The sequence below is a fragment of the Actinomyces sp. HMSC065F12 genome (assembly GCF_001814535.1).
Classification (GTDB): Bacteria; Actinomycetota; Actinomycetes; order Actinomycetales; family Actinomycetaceae; genus Pauljensenia; species Pauljensenia radingae_A.
Map to the genome: position 1 here is coordinate 1 of NZ_KV816936.1, position 19,829 is coordinate 19,829.

At 59.7% G+C, this 19,829-nt stretch carries 23 protein-coding genes; 1 reads left to right on the forward strand and 22 read right to left on the reverse strand.

Annotation, left to right across the window (positions count from 1 at the left end; translation table 11 throughout):
- The 21 genes from HMPREF2975_RS00135 to HMPREF2975_RS00225 form a co-directional block, all read right to left on the reverse strand.
- The coding region (locus tag HMPREF2975_RS00135) for a hypothetical protein (protein WP_141757218.1) at positions 1-823 on the reverse strand (823 nt) is incomplete at its 3' end.
- A 2-nt stretch (positions 824-825) separates the two neighbouring features.
- Positions 826-1,920 carry a hypothetical protein gene (locus tag HMPREF2975_RS00140; RefSeq protein ID WP_070724943.1) on the reverse strand — a complete coding sequence of 365 codons (1,095 nt, stop codon included), beginning with the start codon at positions 1,918-1,920 and terminating at the stop codon, positions 826-828.
- Positions 1,920-2,912, reverse strand: a complete 993-nt coding sequence (locus tag HMPREF2975_RS00145) for a hypothetical protein (protein WP_070724946.1) — start codon at positions 2,910-2,912, stop codon at positions 1,920-1,922. The genes HMPREF2975_RS00140 and HMPREF2975_RS00145 overlap by 1 nt, the downstream gene beginning before the upstream one ends.
- Before the next feature lie 11 nt (positions 2,913-2,923).
- Entirely contained in the window at positions 2,924-3,799 is an 876-nt protein-coding gene (locus tag HMPREF2975_RS00150; protein ID WP_141757219.1) for a phage tail family protein, read from the reverse strand.
- A 10-nt stretch (positions 3,800-3,809) separates the two neighbouring features.
- A complete protein-coding gene (locus HMPREF2975_RS00155; RefSeq protein ID WP_070724952.1) occupies positions 3,810-7,790 on the reverse strand; it encodes a tape measure protein in 3,981 nt (1,326 codons plus the stop codon).
- 37 nt (positions 7,791-7,827) lie between these two features.
- A complete protein-coding gene (locus tag HMPREF2975_RS00160) occupies positions 7,828-8,211 on the reverse strand; it encodes a hypothetical protein (RefSeq protein ID WP_070724955.1) in 384 nt (127 codons plus the stop codon).
- A 17-nt stretch (positions 8,212-8,228) separates the two neighbouring features.
- On the reverse strand, positions 8,229-8,564 hold the full coding sequence (locus tag HMPREF2975_RS00165; protein ID WP_070724958.1) for a hypothetical protein: 336 nt from the start codon (positions 8,562-8,564) through the stop codon (positions 8,229-8,231).
- Entirely contained in the window at positions 8,564-8,707 is a 144-nt protein-coding gene (locus HMPREF2975_RS12390) for a hypothetical protein (protein ID WP_193599942.1), read from the reverse strand. The genes HMPREF2975_RS00165 and HMPREF2975_RS12390 overlap by 1 nt, the downstream gene beginning before the upstream one ends.
- Positions 8,708-8,722: 15 nt before the next feature.
- A complete protein-coding gene (locus HMPREF2975_RS00170) occupies positions 8,723-9,391 on the reverse strand; it encodes a hypothetical protein (RefSeq protein ID WP_070724961.1) in 669 nt (222 codons plus the stop codon).
- A gap of 19 nt (positions 9,392-9,410) precedes the next feature.
- On the reverse strand, positions 9,411-9,806 hold the full coding sequence (locus HMPREF2975_RS00175; protein ID WP_141757220.1) for a hypothetical protein: 396 nt from the start codon (positions 9,804-9,806) through the stop codon (positions 9,411-9,413).
- Between the two features lie 10 nt (positions 9,807-9,816).
- Complete coding sequence (locus tag HMPREF2975_RS13030) at positions 9,817-10,176, reverse strand: HK97 gp10 family phage protein (protein WP_083314303.1); 360 nt, start codon at positions 10,174-10,176, stop codon at positions 9,817-9,819.
- Positions 10,134-10,472, reverse strand: coding sequence for a hypothetical protein (locus HMPREF2975_RS00185; RefSeq protein WP_070724970.1), 339 nt, complete (start codon positions 10,470-10,472; stop codon positions 10,134-10,136). Before HMPREF2975_RS00185 ends, HMPREF2975_RS13030 begins: the two co-directional genes overlap by 43 nt.
- A gap of 8 nt (positions 10,473-10,480) precedes the next feature.
- Positions 10,481-11,077, reverse strand: a complete 597-nt coding sequence (locus tag HMPREF2975_RS00190; RefSeq protein WP_141757221.1) for a hypothetical protein — start codon at positions 11,075-11,077, stop codon at positions 10,481-10,483.
- Positions 11,078-11,090: 13 nt separating this feature from the next.
- A complete protein-coding gene (locus HMPREF2975_RS12695) occupies positions 11,091-11,228 on the reverse strand; it encodes a DUF7302 family protein (protein ID WP_227469040.1) in 138 nt (45 codons plus the stop codon).
- Positions 11,225-12,073 (reverse strand): phage major capsid protein, encoded by an 849-nt coding sequence (locus HMPREF2975_RS00195; RefSeq protein ID WP_070724976.1) that lies wholly within the window; start codon positions 12,071-12,073, stop codon positions 11,225-11,227. The genes HMPREF2975_RS12695 and HMPREF2975_RS00195 overlap by 4 nt, the downstream gene beginning before the upstream one ends.
- Positions 12,074-12,108: 35 nt before the next feature.
- Positions 12,109-12,702: a hypothetical protein gene (locus HMPREF2975_RS00200; RefSeq protein ID WP_141757222.1), complete on the reverse strand. Its 594-nt coding sequence runs from the start codon at positions 12,700-12,702 to the stop codon at positions 12,109-12,111.
- A 139-nt stretch (positions 12,703-12,841) separates the two neighbouring features.
- Positions 12,842-13,042: a hypothetical protein gene (locus HMPREF2975_RS00205; RefSeq protein WP_083314304.1), complete on the reverse strand. Its 201-nt coding sequence runs from the start codon at positions 13,040-13,042 to the stop codon at positions 12,842-12,844.
- A gap of 4 nt (positions 13,043-13,046) precedes the next feature.
- Positions 13,047-14,528, reverse strand: coding sequence for a hypothetical protein (locus HMPREF2975_RS00210; RefSeq protein WP_070724985.1), 1,482 nt, complete (start codon positions 14,526-14,528; stop codon positions 13,047-13,049).
- Positions 14,528-15,928 (reverse strand): phage portal protein, encoded by a 1,401-nt coding sequence (locus HMPREF2975_RS00215; RefSeq protein WP_070724987.1) that lies wholly within the window; start codon positions 15,926-15,928, stop codon positions 14,528-14,530. Before HMPREF2975_RS00215 ends, HMPREF2975_RS00210 begins: the two co-directional genes overlap by 1 nt.
- A gap of 51 nt (positions 15,929-15,979) precedes the next feature.
- Entirely contained in the window at positions 15,980-17,647 is a 1,668-nt protein-coding gene (locus HMPREF2975_RS00220) for a hypothetical protein (RefSeq protein ID WP_070724990.1), read from the reverse strand.
- Complete coding sequence (locus tag HMPREF2975_RS00225; protein ID WP_227469042.1) at positions 17,648-18,142, reverse strand: phage terminase small subunit; 495 nt, start codon at positions 18,140-18,142, stop codon at positions 17,648-17,650.
- A gap of 90 nt (positions 18,143-18,232) precedes the next feature.
- On the opposite strand from HMPREF2975_RS00225, the gene HMPREF2975_RS00230 reads away from it, so the two are divergent.
- Positions 18,233-18,739, forward strand: coding sequence for a hypothetical protein (locus HMPREF2975_RS00230; RefSeq protein ID WP_227469044.1), 507 nt, complete (start codon positions 18,233-18,235; stop codon positions 18,737-18,739).
- 477 nt (positions 18,740-19,216) lie between these two features.
- On the opposite strand, the gene HMPREF2975_RS12395 is transcribed toward HMPREF2975_RS00230, so the two are convergent.
- Positions 19,217-19,829 (reverse strand): hypothetical protein (locus HMPREF2975_RS12395; RefSeq protein ID WP_193599944.1); only part of this gene is annotated, 613 nt, incomplete at its 5' end.

Here is a 19,829-nt window from a genome sequence, read left to right on the forward strand (position 1 = left end):
AACTGCCCGTAGCCGCGCGCAGCTTGTCAGCCGTGAGCGACGCTACCGCCTCACTTCCCACAGGGCTTTTCACCCACCGCGAGCCGTCCCAACGCCACTGCCCGACAACCACCCCGCCACCGGCAACCTGCCACCACACGTCCCCAACAGCCGCACCGTTACGATCAGGAGCCTTGTCAGAACGAGAAATAGTGTTCTTACTGTCCGCCACTTTCCGCGCCGACTCAGCCGCCTCACGCGCGCGCTGCGCAGCACTTTCTGCCGCGTTGATATTCTCCTCGGCCTTATCGAGAGCTTTCTGCGTAGCCGTCCCCTCCACCGTGACAGAGACGGCAGACGTCCATGTTGACTTCTTGCCCGGCACGCTCACAGCGCGCAGCGCCACCTCATAGTCGCCTGGAATGAGCGACAGTGTTTTCGCGCCTGCAGCAGTAATTACACCGACGGGCTGGAGACTGCCTTTCGTGCCGATACCAATTTCAACACACTTGAAATCCAACGGGGCACGCTCAGCCTGCGAGAAGGCTCCGTCCCATGTGACAGTCAGCGCAGGACCGCCCTCGACCTTTGGAGCCGACGGGACAGGCGGGACAGGGCCATCAAGCGGGACGGTCGCGTACGTACCGTCCTCGTTCTTGCCGACAGTGCCGACAATCTGCCCGTCCTCGTTGCGGATTTCGATCGTCTCGCCCACGTCCAGCGACGTGCGCCGAGAATCTTGTGCAGTTTCCAAGCGAGTGATGCGCCTGTCCTGCGCGCCCAGCAGTGTGCTCAGGTCGCGCGCCGCTTTGCGTGCACGCCAGTCCTCACCCAGCCCCATCACGCTTACTCCTTTTCCACTTCAATAACCGCACTGTCCGATTCCAAGACACGCTCACAGCTCGTGATTCTTCCCCACTGGGAAAAAGCCCCCCACTCCGTCACACCGCTGACCTGCACCCAGTCCCCCACGCTGATCAGTGAGAGCGGGATCCCCGGCGTCTCACGCATGATGAAAGTCTTCACGCGCGTGCCGCCCCTGCGTAGCGCCAACTCACTGCGCGCAGTCTGAGACGCCTTTTTCGCGCTATCCGCCCCCTTATCGGACACCGCCACGCACCGACGCAAGCCACCACTCTCCTTGGAAAGCGTCGGGCTGATCACCGTGCGCTCCCCCTCACCAGCACCCACACAAAACACGTGCGTCGCATACGGCAGGCCGCCCTCCAGCTCAGGCATAGGATGCACATTCAGCCCGACCTGCAACACAATGTCATGCCTGCGAGCGCCAAAACCCTGCGAGTACTCCACTGTGTGGTCCACGCGGCCCGTGTCCTGGTTCAGGCGGTGGGTTTCTCGCACCTCCCATACGGCTTCTACACGAAGGTCGTCTAGTGTTTTGCCGAGGTCGTGGGTTTGCCATTGGTTTAAACGCCACGGGCCTGCGTCGAAAGACACGTCCTCACCGGTGGACGTGGTGAACTCCTTGTGTTCTTCTGGTTTTCCGACTGTCACAGTGGTGGTGGGGATTGTGACTGTGACCGGTAGGCTGGATCTTTCGATGAGGTGTTCCCAGATCATGCGCACTGCTTGATGCACTGGCACGTGTATTCCGTCGTAGCGTGGTGCGTCCCATGCTTGGCCGACAGGGTAGGAGAGCCACCCACCGCACTCCAACCGCAAGTCCCCTTCGCTGGTGATGGTGGGTGCTTGCAGGAGGATCCCGCCTGCCACGATCTGCGTGCCGTTATCAACCCAGCAGGCGCACCCCCACTCGCGCAAGAATTCGAGTGCCAGCCCTGAAGCCAGTGCTGCTGCTGGAACAGTCACGTCCAGCGACCACGCTTTATTGAGCTCGAATTTTGGCGACGGACTCACAATCGGGATGCCGGTGGCGAGGATTTTCCCGGATGGGAGTTCTTCGACGATCAGGCTGATCATCAGATTGCCTCGCCCTGGAACGTGTACTTGATCGTGCCTGCGCTTTGGTAGTCGACTGCGACTTCGCCGCCTGTGCTCATCAGCCCGGTCATACCGATCGTGATCGTTCGACCTTGCCACTTGGACACGTCGAGCTTGCCGCTCATCGCGACCGTCTGGCGCAGATTCCAGTTATTCGACGCTGCTTCCTGCGTCACGATTCCGTTTTCACTTTGGTGGTCAAGAGGCGGCCGGCCATTATTGAAATTGTCGGTAGCGTATACGCGCACGCCAGCAACCAGCACGCCGCTCGTGAGCCCGAACCGCACGCCGTTCATCGTGACCTCCACGATGCACGTTGTCGCCCACCCCGGCACCGTCACAGGCGTGTGTGTGAGCGATTGCGGTGCGCTGCCTTTCGGCGCAAACTTCGTGCCGCTCGTAGAACTGCCACTCGGATTGGACTGCACAACACCCGATTCGACCAGTGGGCGCGCCACGCGACGCAGGCTCCGAATCATCGCCCCTGTGACCGCCTGACAGTTCGCAGGCAGGTTCACCTCGGCAAGCAGCACGGTTGGGTTCGCCCGCTTCAACACGCTCTCAGGCGTCAGGCCTGCTGGGCCCGCCTGCACGACAGTGATCCTCGAGTACTGGCGGCGCGTCGGATCATCCCCCTCAGGAGTGGTCCCATACTGCGGGTCGCGGATCTCAACGACAATCAGGTCACGCCTGCCCTGCGCTCCGGTCGGTGCGAGTTCCACGCGCTCCACACCCACATTCTTCGCAATGTACGTCTCCGACTCGTGCCCGGCATACGTTGACGGCACGGCGACCGTTCCGCCTGCTACCTGCACAGCCAGCCCGGCAGGACTTACCGGCGTGACCTTCAAGTCGCCAGGCAGCCCGACACCGTGCACGGGAGCGCTGAAAAATGCGAGCGAGCGCGCCACATCGCCAGAGTGATACACCTCAGAGGCTTCAATCGCCCACGGCACATTCTGCATCACCATAAGTTTTCTCCTTAAATCGTCGTGAAAGCGGGGAGCACCTGCACGTCGATACGCACATCGTCCGTGCTCCCAGCAACAGCAAACCCAGTGAGCGTGTGCTCGCCCGGCTCCAATCGCCATTGGAAAGCCCTGTCACGCGCATCCACCATGAACGGGACGAAACCGCCAACCTTATTGGTCACCACGCCAGTACGCGTATCTACGCGTACACAGTCACCGGCAGGAATCCGCCCGGCCACGCGTAAAACGTTGTTGCCGGCCTTGAATGCTGGCATTGTGCATGGCCCGTAAAACGTCACCACCACCGGGGCAGGAGCACTCCCCGGCACTTCGATGCGCACTGACTTCTCGCCAGTATCCACACCGCCCATGATCGCGAGTGGGAAGCGGGCTGGGAACATGAAACCGCGCGTCACTCTCGAGGCGCGTACCACGAGGCTCGCACTCACCACGTCCGAGGCAGCCGCATACGACAGTGGGTCGAGCACGTCGAATTCGCACTGCGCTTTCACTACTCCCATACGCGCGTGAACATCAGGCGTACCCACAACGAATTTACGAGGCCGCCCAAAAACCGTGCGCCACGTGGTGGAATCATCCAACAGGTAGTCCAACTCTTGCAGCACGCCAGGCGCAGCAGGAGCCCTCCACCGCGTTTCCAGTTCCGCGAGCGCCGCGCGCCCCTCTTCAAGGGAGTAGGAGCGGTATGCGGCGAGGGAGAATGCCCACGTGTCTTTGCCGAGCAGGTCGCGCCCAGGGAGCACGCCATTCCCGCCGGCGCGAGCAGTGTCGTGCGTGCGCACTTCCCACCCGCTGGTGGAGAACTTCTCAATGCTCACTGAAGTGTCGAGGCCGCCAATAGTGACGCCCCTTAGCCTGATTTTCACCACGTCCTCCTTAGAATGCGCCGAGGAAGTCCCTGCGCCGCGTGGCGGACACGAGTTCTTCCACGATCTGCGCAGCAGTAGCGGCAGGCTCAGGCACCGCGATATTAAACACGTCCCCGCCATGCGTGCTGCCCTGTTTGAGAGCGTCCCACTGGCGGTCAGTGAACACTGGTTCTGGTCGCCCTGTCCCGTTGAACACTTGGCTGACACCTGGCGGCAGGTAGCCGCCCTGGTCGTACTTGTATCGTCCGACCGTGGGACTTCCCCAGATCCCGGTTTCGCGTACGCTCATGCCGGGCTTTGGTGCTTCCACCATGCTGGAGCCGCCACTGTAAATGGCGACGTGCCATGCAGGAGACCCCCAGAACAGGAGGTCGCCCGGCCGTTTCGCGCCCCACCCGACAGGCGTCGACGCGCTCTGGTACCCGGCCGCTGTCAGGCGCGGCACGCGTTTGCCCATCTGTGCGAGCGAGTAGTACACCAAACCGGAGCAGTCCAAGCCCGGCGGGATCGAACTGCCACCCCACACGTAGGGAATACCAAGGTAGTTGCGTGCCTGGCGAACCAGCCCGGTACCGGATCCGCCGACTTTGTCGGTTTCCCCCTTGAAGAATCCTTTGATTCCCTCGAACAGCTGGGCTGGAATACCGGCAGCAATCTGCCCCCACATTCCGCTAGTGATCTGGGAGAGCAGGTTCTTCGCCGGGGTGATGATCAGGTCGACTGCTGCGCCGACGGGGTCTTTGATCACGTCAGCCACGAAGCTGGCAGCGCTGGTTGCGCCATGCCACAGGCTGGATCCGAACGACTTAATATGGCCCCACACGCCGCCTTCAGCGAACGACCCGTACGCTGGCAGTCCAGTATCACCACGAGGGGAGAACCCGCGTCCGCGCGACCGGTTAATCGCATCCAGCCACTTCGCCCCACCCATGCGGCGCAAAGCGTCGGGGCGGATGATGCCCTCACCGCCAGACAGGTCAAGAATGCCACCTGTGGGGGAGTAGAACCTGTGGACATCCCTGCCGGGAGTGTACCCGGGCAGCACGCCACCTGATGCGTATCCTGCGATCGGCGCGACAGCTGGCATGCGCGTCTTGATGCCGATCTTTGACGCGATCGTGTCGAACGCTTTCTTGATGCCACCCGTGTACACCGTGTTAATCACGAAGTTGATCGGTTTCGCCGCAGCAGCCTTAATACTGTTGAACGCGTTTTTCACAGTGTCCCTGAACGTGTTGAATGCTTTGCCAGCCGCATCAAGAATCCCGCTGATACGGTCGAACACGTTGCGTTTAACCCAGTCCCACGCCGAAGAAACGCCCGTCTTGATCATGTCCCACGCGGCAGTCGCCACACTCGCCATCCGGTCGAACGCGGGTCCGAGCACGCTTCCCAGCACGCTGATGATCACGTCAAAGATCGCTGACATGATCTGCCACGCAGTACTCACCGCGCCAGAAATAAACGAGAACGCCGGGCCGATAACGTTCTGCCATAGCCACGTGAACACCGGTGCGAGGATATTCGTGATGACATCAATAATCGTGTTGAAAATGAAGCTGATCACCGTCCACGCCACGCTGATCGCGCCCTTAATCATGTCCCACACCGGACGAATCACGACCGCGTACAGCCACTTGAACACGGGAGCGAGAACATTCTCCACGACACTCTTAATTGCATTGAAGACGGACTGAATAATCGTCCACGCCACGCTAATCGCGTCTTGAATCATTCCCCACACTGTCGTCACAACAGTGCCAAGCAATTCCCACACTGGCGCAAGCCTGACAGTGAGGAACTCCCAGATCGACGAAAACACGTCAGACAAGAAGCTCCACGCCACGCTGGCAGTACTCTTGATCGTCTCCCACGCCGCGCTCACACTGTCGCCCAGCCTCTGCCACGTCGGAGCCATGTCGACAGTCAGATACTCCCACACTGACTGCAATATCGGCACGAGATCAGACTGAATCCATCCGACCGCTGACTCCAGTATTCCTGAGAGCCATTCCAGAGCGGGCCCCAGCAGTGAAATCAGGTCAGCAGCAAGATCGCCTACCCACGTCACGACCGGGGCGATCGCATCACCCAGCATGCCCATCAAGTCGCCTATCTTTTCGAAAAGGCCACCAGAGGACTGGAGGGATTCGAGGACACCGCCGAGCGCTGACGCAATCTTGCTGAACGCTCCGCCCAGCGCATCACGCAGCGGCTTGGACTTCGAAATCATCGACGTGACAAGACCGATCACCACTCCGAGAGGCCCTGAAATACCGGGCAGCACCTTCGAAATGACATTCCCGATAAGGGGAATATTCCCAGCAAAATTCTTCACAAACCCAGACAGCGGGCCCAGAAGGCCGCCCGCAGCAGCGGCCACGCCAGACAGCTTCGGAGCCATCTCCTTTAAAACGCCGCCCTGAATGAAATCGGAAATCTTCTTGCCCAGAGTCGAGATCGCGCTCGAAACCGCGTTGATAGGCGCGGTAATACGATCCACGCCAATCGCGTCAATAATGTTGCCGATCGCCTGCACAGTGCGAGTACGCAAAAGCCCGAACGACGTGCCGATACCACCGGTCGCGTCACGCGCCTGCTTCTCAAAGGACGCGAACCCGGCCACGCCCTCCTTGTTCACCTGGACCATCGCATTATTGAAGTCCTGGAACGACACTGTGCCGTCCTGCAGCGCCTCGTACAGGTCCATCGACTTACTGCCAGTACCAAGCAGTGCCACCGACATCTGGTCGAGCTGGCCTGGCATGACCTCGAGCATGGTGCGCCAGCTCATCATGTCTACCTTGCCGGTAGCCAGCATCTGCGTGTACTGCTCCATCGCACGCGACTGGTCCGCCATGCTCTTGCCTGAAGCGAGAAGCATATTGTTAAACGCCAGACCTGTTTCTGCGGCCTGATCCAGATTCCCCGTCAATGGGGCGATACGCTGCACCAGCGGCATGATCCCGTCAAGAGAAGTGGGAAGCCCCGTGAGCCTGTCCGACAGTTTCTTCGCGGCTGCCGCAGCGTCTTCTTGCGCGTACCCAAGATTCTTCATGATCTTCGGGAAATTGTTCAGCGTATCCACGCGCTGCACGGCTGCACCAATATTCGACGCGATGAACCCGCCGACCGCCGCGCCAGCCACAGCGACAGCACCAGCCACGCCGCTGACCGCACTCCTAATGCTGTCAAATGACCTGCGACCCACGCGACTAGCTGTCTGGAACGCACTAGACAGGCCGCGCCCAATGGACGCGCCAACAGAGGCCACAGGCCCGGGAATACGGTTGATCACGCTCGTGATCGTGGTCTGCGCGCGCGTCATGTGAGTGCCGATCACGCCAGGCAGCGCGCGGAACTGGCGCACAATCGGCGCAGTGACAGGCGTCTTCTCGAAGAAGCCAGCCAGAGGATTCTTCTTCGGCAGAGCCTTTTGGGCTGCAGCAAGTTCGCCCTGGATGCGTGCCAGCTTCTCAGATTCTCTGCCTTGTGCTGCTGTGGCTTTCGTGTACTCATTGAGCACACCCTCAGCATCACGAGTCGCCTTGGAGAACTCACGCCGCTTATCCGCCAGAATCTTCTCAGAAGCAGCTAGCCGTTGCGGGTCGCCCGCCTTTCTGGCACGCTCCACCATTTTCTCGGCTTTTTCCACACTCAGCGCGGCCCGCTCTTCACGGCCACGCGCATCCGCGAGCGCCTTGGACGCTTTCTGCGCTTTCCCCGCAGCCTTCTCAAAGGCTCGTTCGGTTTCGGCTGCCTGCACGCGCATAGCGGGCAGCGGTTTTTGGACTGCAGCTGGCAGGGATCCTGCGACTTGTGTTGTGCGCGTGGAGATTTTCTTGAAGGAGCGCGTGATAATGTTTTCCGCCCTGGTGGCGGCTTGCTGGGTAGGTGAGACGATCTGGCTTGAGACTTGCCTGCCGAAGCCCTTTAGGGACGGGACGACACTGACCCATACCGTGCCTGCGTCGAATGTCTGCGCCATTTTCGAGCCCCTCCCTATTGAATTATCAAGAATGGTTTTAGTTCGCTGCCCACGGGGCAACCTGGCTTATCAGATCGAATGCTTTCCTACTGGTTGAGCGTTTGCGCTCTATGTCGATCATTGTGGTCGGCCTCGGGTAGCGGCCTTTCTGACCTAGTGATGCTGCGATGAGGTCGTAGAGGTCTTCCATGACGCATACGAGGCGCGTCTGCTCCTCCAAGGAGGATAGCGGCTCGTCCTGCTCGCTTTCCGAGAGCTGTGCGACCACCATGCGCGCGTACTCTGGGTCGTTGGCCAGTGCTGACACGGTGCGTGAGGCTTTCGGAAGCATGCTGACCAGGTCGAGGAGCGTGCGCCACCTTTTCCCACGCCACAACGTTGCGAGATCAGCGTGGAAAAAGGCGGCGAGGTCCGCACGCACCTGCCTCCGGTAGCGGGTCAGGCAGTACCGGAGGTACGCTCTTCCCCCGGCTCACCCATCACAAGCTCATAGTGTGCAAGGGCCCTGCGCACGAGAGCCTGAATTTGGCGGCCAGTAGGCTTCGCGTCCGCGAGCGCCTGATAGTCCTCGTCAGATAGCCACCTGCGCATAAACGCGCTGGAATCGGTTGCGGTGCGCATGCTGGCGAGGAATTCGTCGGACTCTTCAAAGTCCAGTTCCAGCGGGTCCGGGAACTTGATCAGGTGGTTGCCGACACCGAGAATGTACGGTTCGGGCTTCGCGTCCGCATCCAGGGATGCGAGCGTGTCTGTCGGCGTGATCTTGTCCGCCATTATTTGCCTCCCTTACCGGCGAGCTTCTGTTCAGGCTCAGGTTTCTTGCCTGTCTGCTCCGTCCAGCCTTCAGCGAGCAGCTGCACTGCTTCGGCAGGCACATCTGTCTTGCGTGTCATGTCGTTCTTCATGAAGATTCGCATGATAATTCCCCTCTCCTAGGCTGCTGGCTGCGTGTATCCCAGAGCGTCCTTGTACTTGACCGCGCCGGTGCCGGCAATGTAGTGGCGGCAGGAGGTGCCAAGCTTTGGATCCGGGAACACGTCGAACTTCAGCTTGCACTGCGTGGCATCACTGGAGTTCCACACTTCCTCGGGGATCTCGGACAGCTTGACGAGTGGGTAGCCTCGTCCGACGAGCCACTCACTGTCAGCAGGCCCATCCTGGGAGATCACGATCAGGCGGTACTCAGTGAACGTGGGCATGCCGGGCTCGTCGAACGTTACTTCGCCGTTTGTGCCAGCTTTCACGCTGCTCATGTCCATGCCGCGAATCAGGCCCTGCACGTTCTTCTTCAGTGTTTCCAGGACGGTGACTTCGATGCTCTTGGCGACCTTTGTGATGTCGGAGCGTACCGGCTGAGAATAGCCCAGCGCGTCCACGTCTTCCTTGGTGGTGTCGGCAGCGAACGAATAGCCGTCAGGAGTGACGAGGCCGACCGGCCAGTAGTCCTTGGGGAGTTCTTGCAGAGCGCCGGACGTATCGGTCAAAGCGTCCGGCAGTGCTGCGCTCGTGGGCGCGAGGAAGCACACTGCCTGTAGAGTTTTACGGACAAGATTACGATTGTCGGACTCAGACTTGAGCTGAGCAAATGTTTTAGTAGCCATGACGCTACCGCCTTTCCTGTTATGTGAGTGGAACTTGCCTGTGAGTGACGAAAATTGAAAACGACGCGACATCCACGCCCGACGTGTACGCCTCAAGCGTCGGTGTGCGCTCACCTTCGACCGAGTCGATCACGCCAGCTGTCGTGTAATGCGGGCCTGACGACAGCTTCGAATACAACTGCTCTGCAATATCCAGTGCGCCCAGCTGGCCGCCCTGGCTTTCTACGGGGTTCGCGGTGTACACGCTGACTTCCACACGATCATGCCGGTCAATGAACCCCTGCGTGCCGCCTTTCGCGCGCACGTGAGCGACCGGCAATTCCTCGAGGAATCCTTGCCACAGCCACGCTGCAGAAATCCCCTCGAACTGCGTGTCGATCACATCGCGCACCATGTCAACAGCACTAGCGAACAATACGAATCACCTACCCTTTCTTGTGTGTGAGCGAGCCAAGAGTGTTCCGCCGCTTGTGCTGATACGCATACGCCTCAAGAAACACGGCATGCGGCGCAGTGTTGGTCACGAATGCGACGGACCTGACCTGCGGGTTTCGGCGCGTTGGGATGTACGCTTTGCCCGGCTCGACCCCGAATGACTTCCGGTAGGTTCCTGACCGCTGTGGAGCTGCCGCGATGGCTTGGTCACGCACGTCAAGCGCGGCTTGCGTCATAGCCTGCTGCATCCTGTACGAAGACACCAACTGTCCGAGTCCACTGTCGTTCGGCGTAAAGCGTGGGCTGCTCATTGGCGTCTCCGCACAGTCAGCACGCACCCCATCGGCCATGCCTGCACGTTCCCGACTGCCTCCCACTGGCCTCCCAGCGGGTGAGAGTCAGGAATCGTGATGGTGCCTGTTGCAGGCACGGTGAACCCTGCGGGCGCGTAAATCGTTGCCGCATCCTCCGTGACTTCACCGGGGGAGGGCAGCACGCCACCGTTGGAGGTCTCGCTCATCACGCCGGGAGCGACAAGGCACTGCTCGTACGTTGCGGCTTTGCCTGGCCTTTGACGGCCGTCACGGTCGCGGCCAGGCGAGCCAATGACAGTGACTGTCGTGTACCACGATGCGTCAAAATCCACAGCGCCCCCTAGAGTGTGTGCCAGGTGTGGCCGCGCTTCACGCGCTGGCAGGACTTCGCTAGTTCCATTGCTTCAGGCGTGAGCATGGTCTGTCCTCCGACAGCCCACGCAGCCATGTGCATGGTCTGACTAAACGGGCCTGTCGTGCGGGTGACCTGGTCAACCCCCTGGGCTGCGAGCGGCGCGCTGCCCACGGTCAGAGCGCGTTTCGCGCTATCCGCAATACGCAGCACAATCACGCGGGGAATCTCCTCAAATCCAGCCGTGTACGTGACGGTCACGAAGTCGCGTGAAGACGTGTCCACGATGATCCCGCCCGGAAGCATACGGAACGGCACTTGCGCACCATGATCGTCGATGGCGCTCTCCACGCTGATCACAGGGGCTTGTGGGAGCCACACTTTGCCGCCGCCATCGATCTTCCGGCGCTGCACGTACGTGTTGACGGTGAAGTCCCTGCGCGCAACGTGGCGAAAATCCGCCGACAGTTTCTCCAGGAGAAACCCTATGCGGCTAGCCTCATCAGACTCGAGAGAGCGGCCAATCGCGTCCTCAACGTCCTGCTGAGTGGCTAATGGTGGCAACAGGCTCCCCATAGCTCCCACACCCCCTGATTCCTTATTGCTGCTTTCTCGGCTTGGCAGGCGCTTTGTCTGCGGCCTGCGTTGCAAGACCGGCAGTGATCATGCCGGTCGCTACCGCGTCAGGCACATCAACCTCAATGCCGTTTGCTCCTTGGATCTTCACGGTGATCACGCTGCCTTGAAGATCTTCGCTGTGCTGTCTGCGCGCAGGATCTTGCCGCCGTACACGTGCAGGCCGCGCACACGATCAGCAAAGGAATTCTCGGCGCGCATCGCTTCGACCTTGTCAATCTGCGACACGTACACGAGGGCTGGCTGGTAGAAGCCGATAGCCATCGGCTTATCATCAGGCAGCCACGGGGAGGTCAAAACGTTGAACCCGAACAGGCGGCCGACGATGGCTTCGCGTAGCCCATCAGTCGTGCCGGACTTGTCAGCCTCAAGCAGCTTCGAGTCGCCAGAAAACAGCAGTTCCTCGAAAGCCGTGTTGATCAGCGCGTACCGCTTGCCCTGCGGGACTTTGCTCTTCGTGAGCTCGCCACGCAGCTTCAGCACGACTCCGCGTGCAGCGGTCGCGTCAGCGGGCGCGGTCGTGTCCGCAATCTGCTTGCCCTGCGTGGTCAGCAGCGTGGTCAGGAATGCTTCCGCATCCTCCTTGAGACCCACCGCCGCGCTCTTCGTGTACGCGTCGAACGAGTACTTCGACTGCGCGCGGTCAATATCGTCAACGAGGAAGTCGAAGGACTTCTCCTGATCGATCTTCAGGTCCGTGCTGGTGTTCTTCACCGCGTCAGGCGCTGTCGTGCGCGGGATCGGCTGAGAGCCAGAATCCTTGAGCACACCGGTCTTGTAGTCCTTGATCTCGATATCCTCAATACCGGGAATGTGGACAGTGTTGCCGATGCGGGCTTCGCCCTCGTACTGGCGGTTCGCCAAGGCGGCGAGGATCGTCTCGTTGTGGAAGTTCTCGAGGATGCTGGCTGCCCAGATCTCGGGAATGAAGTTATTAGTAGACATGTCTGCCTCCTGAAAAGTTGAAAACCTGATTGGGCTTATATGCCCATGAGTTCGTCGAGTTGCCCGTCTTTGCGGGCCTTGTTGATCTGCTGGGGAGTCATGTTTTTCAGGTCGTCTCGCGACAGCTGTCGCGGTCCGCTGATCTTTTCGCCGCGCTCTCCCGCATGATTCGCGGATGATGCGGCGTGCTTGTCTTCCCCAGCGTTCGTTGTGCCTTTCCAGGCGAGTAGGCGTTGCGCGTACTCTGTGATTTCTTCTTCCGTGCTGCCCGCCAACAGGTCGGGATCCACACCGTTCTTTGCGCCGATACTGGCTCGCAGGGCTTTGACTTCGAAGTCTGTGGCGCGCTTTTCAGCATCTGCGGCACGATCCAGAGCTTTTTGCAGTTCGCTCTTGGTTTGTTCTTCGAGCTCGTCGAATTTGCGTGCCTTTTCGGCGTTCGACTTTGCCCGATCCTCGTTCTTGCGGCTCATTGCCTTCCAGTGAGCGGCCTGCGCTTGCCAATCCACGTCCTGCCCATCCTCAGGCGCGGAATCCGCCTGCTGACCGTCATCACCGCCGCCGCCTTGGTCGCTTGGAGTGTCTGCGAACATGAGGTGGCGGTTGCGAGCGTTACGCATAGTAAACATCGTGTGATCCTCGTTTCTCCCATTTCGGGCATAACAAAAGCCCCACAGCCATTACGGCTATAGGGCACCAATCAAAAGAATCTAGGTATAAGAAAACCCGGCCACCATCAAGCAGCCGGGCACAGAAGGCTCTACGAGCCTATTCGTATAAGTCAACATAGTTCCATGGGACTTCACCGCGCAGACGTTCAATCGCCCATCGCCATACCTTCGGATAGCCCACATCAGCAAACTTCTGACGTAGCTCCTTATCGGAATAGCGTTCGTTCTCCTCTGGAGTCAAGACATACCCGAAAAGTTCAGGGGCTGTCAGATCCATAACGCCTTTTCGATCAGTCATACCCTTATTCTATCGAAAATAGCCTGTCGAATAAAGGTATGACTGAAGTAAATTCTTCATCTGTCCATTGCGACTGATTCGCTTCGTTGAGGCTCTTAAGGCGATTCAGATACTTCGTATTACCGGTTCTTGTCACTATGTACTGAGCAAATCCTCGAGCGAAGACTTCCTTAGATGAAGCGAGATATCCTCCTTTAGGTATCACTTTTCCTGTCGGAGTATTAAGTAAGCTCTCTACGATTTCACCAGCTAATGTCTCGCTATTTTCTGACAGAAAAGCCTTATTTCCCAAGTAGAAATCCAAAGCGTGCCCGTGCTCATGCAACAGAGTCAGAAAAATATCTTTGTAATTTCTATTGATGATGATTTCACGAGTAGTCTTATTGAGAAACTCACCGATCTTCTCGCCGCTCCCTAGTTTTTCCTCCCCAGCAGGCATGAGGCGCACTTCAGGGAAGACGTACCCTTCAGGGCATACCCCGGCCTGAGACATTGCGCTAAGCGCTTGTGAATTCTGCGCTTGAAGTGATTTCTTCGATCGTGGAGTTTTTAGTTTACGAGTTCTCCAAATCGGCTGACTTATTCTAGGACGCTCATTGCGCTTTCTCGAAAACCCAGCCACTCCTGTATCTAGGGAACCGGACGAGCTGAAACTCAGACTTCTCAATTTTGTAGAACGTGCCAATGCTCTACGTTCTGCGATGGTTTCCTTCCAGCTGATGACCGGACCGTACTCGCCGTGAGTCGTGGTCATGATCATCTTCGAATAATCCGGGCTGCGAGCGCCTCGGTCGGATTCCCCGTAGCGTTCCTCGACTGCTGAGTGGACTTGTTGGAGCGTGTCGGGGTCGATGACCCATTCCTCGCCGGTGCCTGGTGGCAGTGGTCCGAAGTCGCAGTCGCATCCTGGGTGGATCGGCATGACGTGGTCGACCCTGTAGTGCTGGGTGGATGCCACGACACATAGACCGCAGTTTTCGCGGCCGGTGAGGATGCGTCGGTAGAACTGCACGCCGCCCGCGCGAGCGCGACGCATTGAGCGGTGTGCTTGGCGTGTTTTTGCCAGCTGCATGTCACCGCCGATGAGCTGGTAGAGCCTCAGGCCACCTTCCTTGACAGCCTGATCGAGGGGTTTTCCCTGGCTGAGCGCCGTGTATACGCTGACGGCTGGCCGCCGGTATACCTCCTGCGGGTCGACGCCTCGCAGGCTGGTGATCGCGGCCTCGTCGACTCCTGTGACTGGGGCTTTCACGCCCATCGCCATGAGTGTCTGCTTGACGTAGGCGACTGTGAGGTTCGCGATCTGGATCTGTCCGGCTTTCACGCGTGGAACGATCGCCTGCACGAGCATGTCGATGTTCTCGTCCCTGTAGTCGGGCAGTGCCTGCCACAGTGCGTCGCCAAAGGATTGCAGTTGGCGGCGGATCGCGCCGACCTGCGAGCCGTACGCCTTGGCGATCAGATCCAGATCGTCCATCTGGCTCATCACGGTGCCCCAACAGGTTCAGGCGCGGCTTCCTGCTCGCCCTGTGTTGGTGTGCCAGCTGTTTGCGCTGCGAGCAGGAGAGCTTGCGCCATCTGCTCCTCAGACCTGCGTTGCTTGTCCTGGGCAACCTGCTCGGGAGAATAGCCGAGAATGTTGCGCTGGATCGTTTCCAGTGATTCCCCGGCTTCGCGCGCCATCTTCGCAGACGCATACTTCTCCGTCATTGACACAGCGTGAGGCGGCTCGAAGAGCACCTCGACGGTCTGCCCGCCGAGCTCCACGCCCTCCACCTGCAAGGCCTTGACCATCATGACCGCGAGCGCTGGCTTGAAACGGTTGATCCTGTCCCGGGCTTTGTCGACCAGGCTCTTTTGTGGCGCTTCAGCACCGGATGCGGACTGGTTCGCCGCGTCTGGCAGCATGATCGACAGTGGGGTCTTCGTTGAGGCTGCGAGTTCTCGCCAGTCATCTTTTACAGCCGTGAGGATCTGGTTGATGTCGGTGACTTGTGATTCCCAGATTTCAACGCCTGGCGGCAGTTCCCACAGTGCGCCCGGCCCGGGCTCGAACAGTTTCTGGTAGTCGACCTCGTTTCCCTGTTCGTCTTCTGTGGGTACGCCTGGTGAGGTCTCGGACTGGCGTAGGGCGCGCTGGCGGAATGCCTGCATCGCGATGATGACGAGGCGCTGGAGGATCTGCCAGTTGATCCGGTCGATCAGATCCAGATGATTCTCGAACTCGCCCCGGCCGTTCTTGTTCTCCAAGATCACCACGGGTACCGCGCCGTCATACGTGCTGATCGAGCCGGTTTGGAGTGTCCACTGTCCGCTGACGCGGCGCAGCAGGCGGTCGTGGTCAAACGCATCGCGCGTATACGTCACGCACAATCCGCCTGCCCACATCACCAAGTAGTCCGTCTTAGATGGCATGTCGCGCCACACTTTAATCGCGGCAAGAGCACGCCAAGGGCGCACAGGGTCAGGCTCGACATACATGACCTCGGGGTTTTCACGCGTGATCACGGCGTGCCCGTCCTCGTCCTGTGAGACCAGCAGGTAGCCGCAACCCAGCGTGACAGCGTCAGCGATCGCGTCAGCCACACCCACATCCAGGCGGTTATCACGCCAAATACGCGACGCGGCACGCGTAGCCGAAGAATCAACGTTACCGACCGTCAGCCCGTTAGGCACCAAGCGCTCCGCGAGCGCGTCGACGATCATGGCGGCCGCGTTGGATCGTGAGCGGCGCTGGAACTCGCGCCATGCCTTGCGCAGGTTCGGTCCCATTTCCGGTAGGCGCGCGTTGCCGGTCGTGTAGTCGCGTAGAAGCGTGATTGTCTCGGCGCGCTTGTCCATTTGGGAGGTGAGGAAGCTAAGCCACTCGTCGAGTGTTCTGGCCACGAAACATGCACCTCCAACTGGTATGTGTAGTTCTCAAGAGAAGTGGTTGTGTCAGTAGAGTCGGCGCGGGGCGCGCCTTCTGGTGGGGCGTGCTGCGCCCTTGCCTGTCGCGTCCAGTCCGGCCTTGTAGGCGAACATCATTGCCCAGGTGGCGTCGATTTTCGCGTAGTCGGAATCGTCGGACGGTTTGACGAGGACGTAGCCAGCGCGCCTGGGAGACTTCCTAGCGTTGAGCAGGTGAGCGGTGATCTGCGGGTCACCGTCATAGGTGACTTGGTTTTGCTGGATTGCGGCCAGCAGGTTCGCGAAGTTCTCGCAGGTCTGACCAACCTGGCGCTGTGGGTATCGGATCGGCTCGTTGGTACTGATACGCGCTTTGAGCCTGCGCCAGTATCGTGCTTCCCACTCCTTGACACTGGTTGCCCACCCTGCCGACGGGTCGGCGTAGAAGCCCACGACCGTGTATTTTTCGAACGCTTCGCGCACGGTCTGTTCGACCTCGAGGCGTGGCGGCTGCCAGCCCTCACCGGCAGGCCCATCTGGCTGCGCCCACAATCCGAGCTTGAAAAAGTGATGCTGCGTGAGCGAGTACCCGATCAGCACGGTAGTGTCAGCGATGCCGAGCTTGCGGCCTTCCGACCCGTCGAACCCGAGCGTGATCGGCTCCGTGTTCGTCACGCGCTTGGAGTGATCCTCGATCGCTCGCACTTCCGGCTGGGTCAGCCACGCGTCCGACGCGGACGTAATCTGGTTCAGGAAATCCGAGCACATGAGTGCCACATCAGAATCCGGTGCCCAAAAATCATTCGCCGTGCGCTCGATGTCCACCCAGCCCGGCTCGCACGGGGGATCATGAATCACGCAGCCGCCCGGATCACCAGCCGCGTCCCCATACGCGAAGCGCAGCCCGTCGACAAGGGAATCGCGGTCAGTCAGATCGGTATCCAGTGGGGCTTCACGGTGGTCGTACAGGAGCTCGCGTGCGGCCTGCGGCTTGACTTTGCCCAGGGAGACCAGTTCAGCGAATTTCGCGGTCTTCTCCGCGACGCTGTTCTCACCGACCGTAAAAGCGTTCGGCGTCTCAATCGTTACGCCTCCGACCTTTGTGGCGTTATTACGTAGCGTCGCAGCCAGTTTCGTGCCCCTGTTTCCAGGCACCCATGTTTCTGTCTGGTCCATGATCGCGCACACAGCGCGCGCACCCTTAATAGAGCTGGCCGAAGACGTGCGCGTCTCGATACGCCCCCTGCGCAGCGCCACGAATGTATCCAGCGCGTCCACCCCGTACTCTTCCTGAGCAGGGGAGCCGCGCAACATTTCCAACACCATGTCCCACGTGTTCGCCGTCTGATCGTCCGTCGTTGCACACAGCTGCACAATCGGAGTGCGCCGCGTCGACCACGCCACGCCCACAGGCTGACCATCAGCGTCCCACCCGTCACACAGGACAGGACCCATCGCCTCCACGCACGCGATAGCAGCAGCGAACGGGGACTTGCCCCAACCACGCGGCCGCGACAGCACGCCGCGGTGCTTCACGCGCTTCCCCGACTCCGGATCCAGCTCGTACAAGGCGACCAGAAACTCCAATTGCTCCTGCGTTGGCACGAACCCCACCATCGAGTCGGTATCCGGCTGCAACAGGTACGTGGTCATCCAGTCCGCAATGTCATAACCGAGCGTAGGGAACCGGTCACCGTCAAGCGGCTTCCACGGCATCTATTCATCACCCACCACGCGAAGCTTCTTCACACGAGCCCGCGAGCGCGCTCCCGTAGATTCCGGTTGCTGTGGCTTGCCCTCAATCTCGTCAGCCGTGGCGAACACGATCCGCAGGCGCGCCCGGTCTTCCGGCGTGGCACCGAATTTCGCGACCCGAAGACGCAGCTCGGGAGCCAGCTTCGTGTCGCCCATCCAATACTGAGCGTGCAGCCACGCAGTATCGAGCAGGAACGACCAGTCAGAATCCGTGTAATCAGCACTCAGCGGAGAATCTCTCCACATCTGCCACCAACGTTTCGTGATCGGCGGCCACTTAAACAAGTGCTTATGCTCGATCCCATCCTCATCGGTCTCAGTGACGAACAGGCGCGGCAAGTGCGGCTGTCGCGTCGGCTCAGCTTCAATCACACGCAGCGGAATCGGGTCAGCATTACGCCGAGCCCGCTTCGACGCCTCTTTCGGTTGAGGTCCACGACCAGCCACATCACTCACCGCCAAACACGCTAAACGTTGAAATACCAACAAAGAAACCGTTACAATAAGAGAATGGACACGAGGAAATGCGCCAACTGCGGACACCAAATGCGCCCCCGCACACGCTCACACGCCCTCTACTGCTCCACTCGCTGCAGAGTCGCAGCACACCGGGAAAACACCATCCCACGCCAAATGCGCACCCACAACAGGTGGATCAACCATGACGGCGAGAAACGCCCCATTAACCCGCGCACCGGCCGACTCGCGTCATCCACCAACCCCGACACGTGGAGCACATATGCCCAGGCACGCTCCACACGACGCCCACTCGGCTATGTCCTCGGAGACGGAATCGGCTGCATCGACCTCGACCACTGCATCCACGCAGACGGCACGCTCACACCAGCAGCACAGACAATCGTCAATTTCTACCCGCACAACTGGATCGAAATCAGCCCCAGCGGCTACGGCCTACACATCTGGGGATATGCCACCCCACAGGCCGGATTCAAACGCGAATGGCACGGGCAAATGGTCGAATTCTACTCACAAGGCCGATACATCACCATCACAGGGCGCACCTACCAGCACGGCGCCCTCGAAAAACTCTAAACAAGGGCCACACACCCAAAAGCCCCAGACCCGTACAAAAGTTTTTTGACAGCACCTTCCATTGCTGGCAAGGCGGGGCCACGGGGTCCCCTGCCCCTCTCATTGGTGAGTGGTTAGAAGAGTCCTGGGTGTTTGCGGGGGATGGGGAGGTTTCGTTTTCTGGCTTGTTGAGCGCCGTCGCGTGCTTCGTTGCGTGTTTTCATTGCGTGGTGCCATGAGCAGAGCCATTGTAGGTTGTCTAGCGAGGTGTTGTAGCGGTCAGTGATGTGGTCGCATTCTGTTCCTGGGGCTTGACAGCGTGCGCCGTCGTGCATTATGGCTTGGCAACGACCGTCAGCACGCTGGGCAACCAATGTGCGGATTGTGTTCCATTGTGGTGTTGGTGGGAGTCTGTCTCGCGAGTATTTCGTGGTGTCCCATGCCATGGTGATCAGCCCCGTTGCTGTTTTTGGGCGCACTGCGTCCCGATTTCATCTTTCATTTTATCAAACAATCATGATCACGGGTAGCTGCCATGCGCGTGTTGACGACGGCGAGGGGGTAGGTTTTTGGCCGCCCCGCCCTAGGCTCAATGACCCCACGGTGCGCCCACAGGTCGACCTGGTTGTCTGTGAGGGTGGGCCATATTGTTTTCAGGTCCTGCCGCGTCACATACACGTCCAGGTCTGTGACGCATTGGAGCCTGACTCTAGCAGCATCACCCTGGGTCAAATACAGCCTGTCACACGTGCTACACCACGACTGGTCCGTCAGGCCCCTGCGCGTGGGGTACTTGTAGATCCTGCCGCCGCATTCGCACGTGCCGACGAGCGATGGGGCGTGCCCGGTTAGGCGCGCGATGTGGTGATGGATGCGGTGGATCTCGTCCAGGACTGCGTCCGAGTCGGGGTAGTGTTCTGCTGCCCAGGGAATGTCACGCTGCAAATCAGCAATCGGACTGGCGGTAGTGTGTGTGCCGCGTTCACTGGCAATCGCACGAGCGTACGAGGCGAGGATTTCCAGCGCGCCTACGTGTGTGCGGATCCCCGGCCACCCGTCATCAGTTTGGTCGATACGGTGGTCTAGCCCGAAGGGCAGGCCGTCGTGCCTG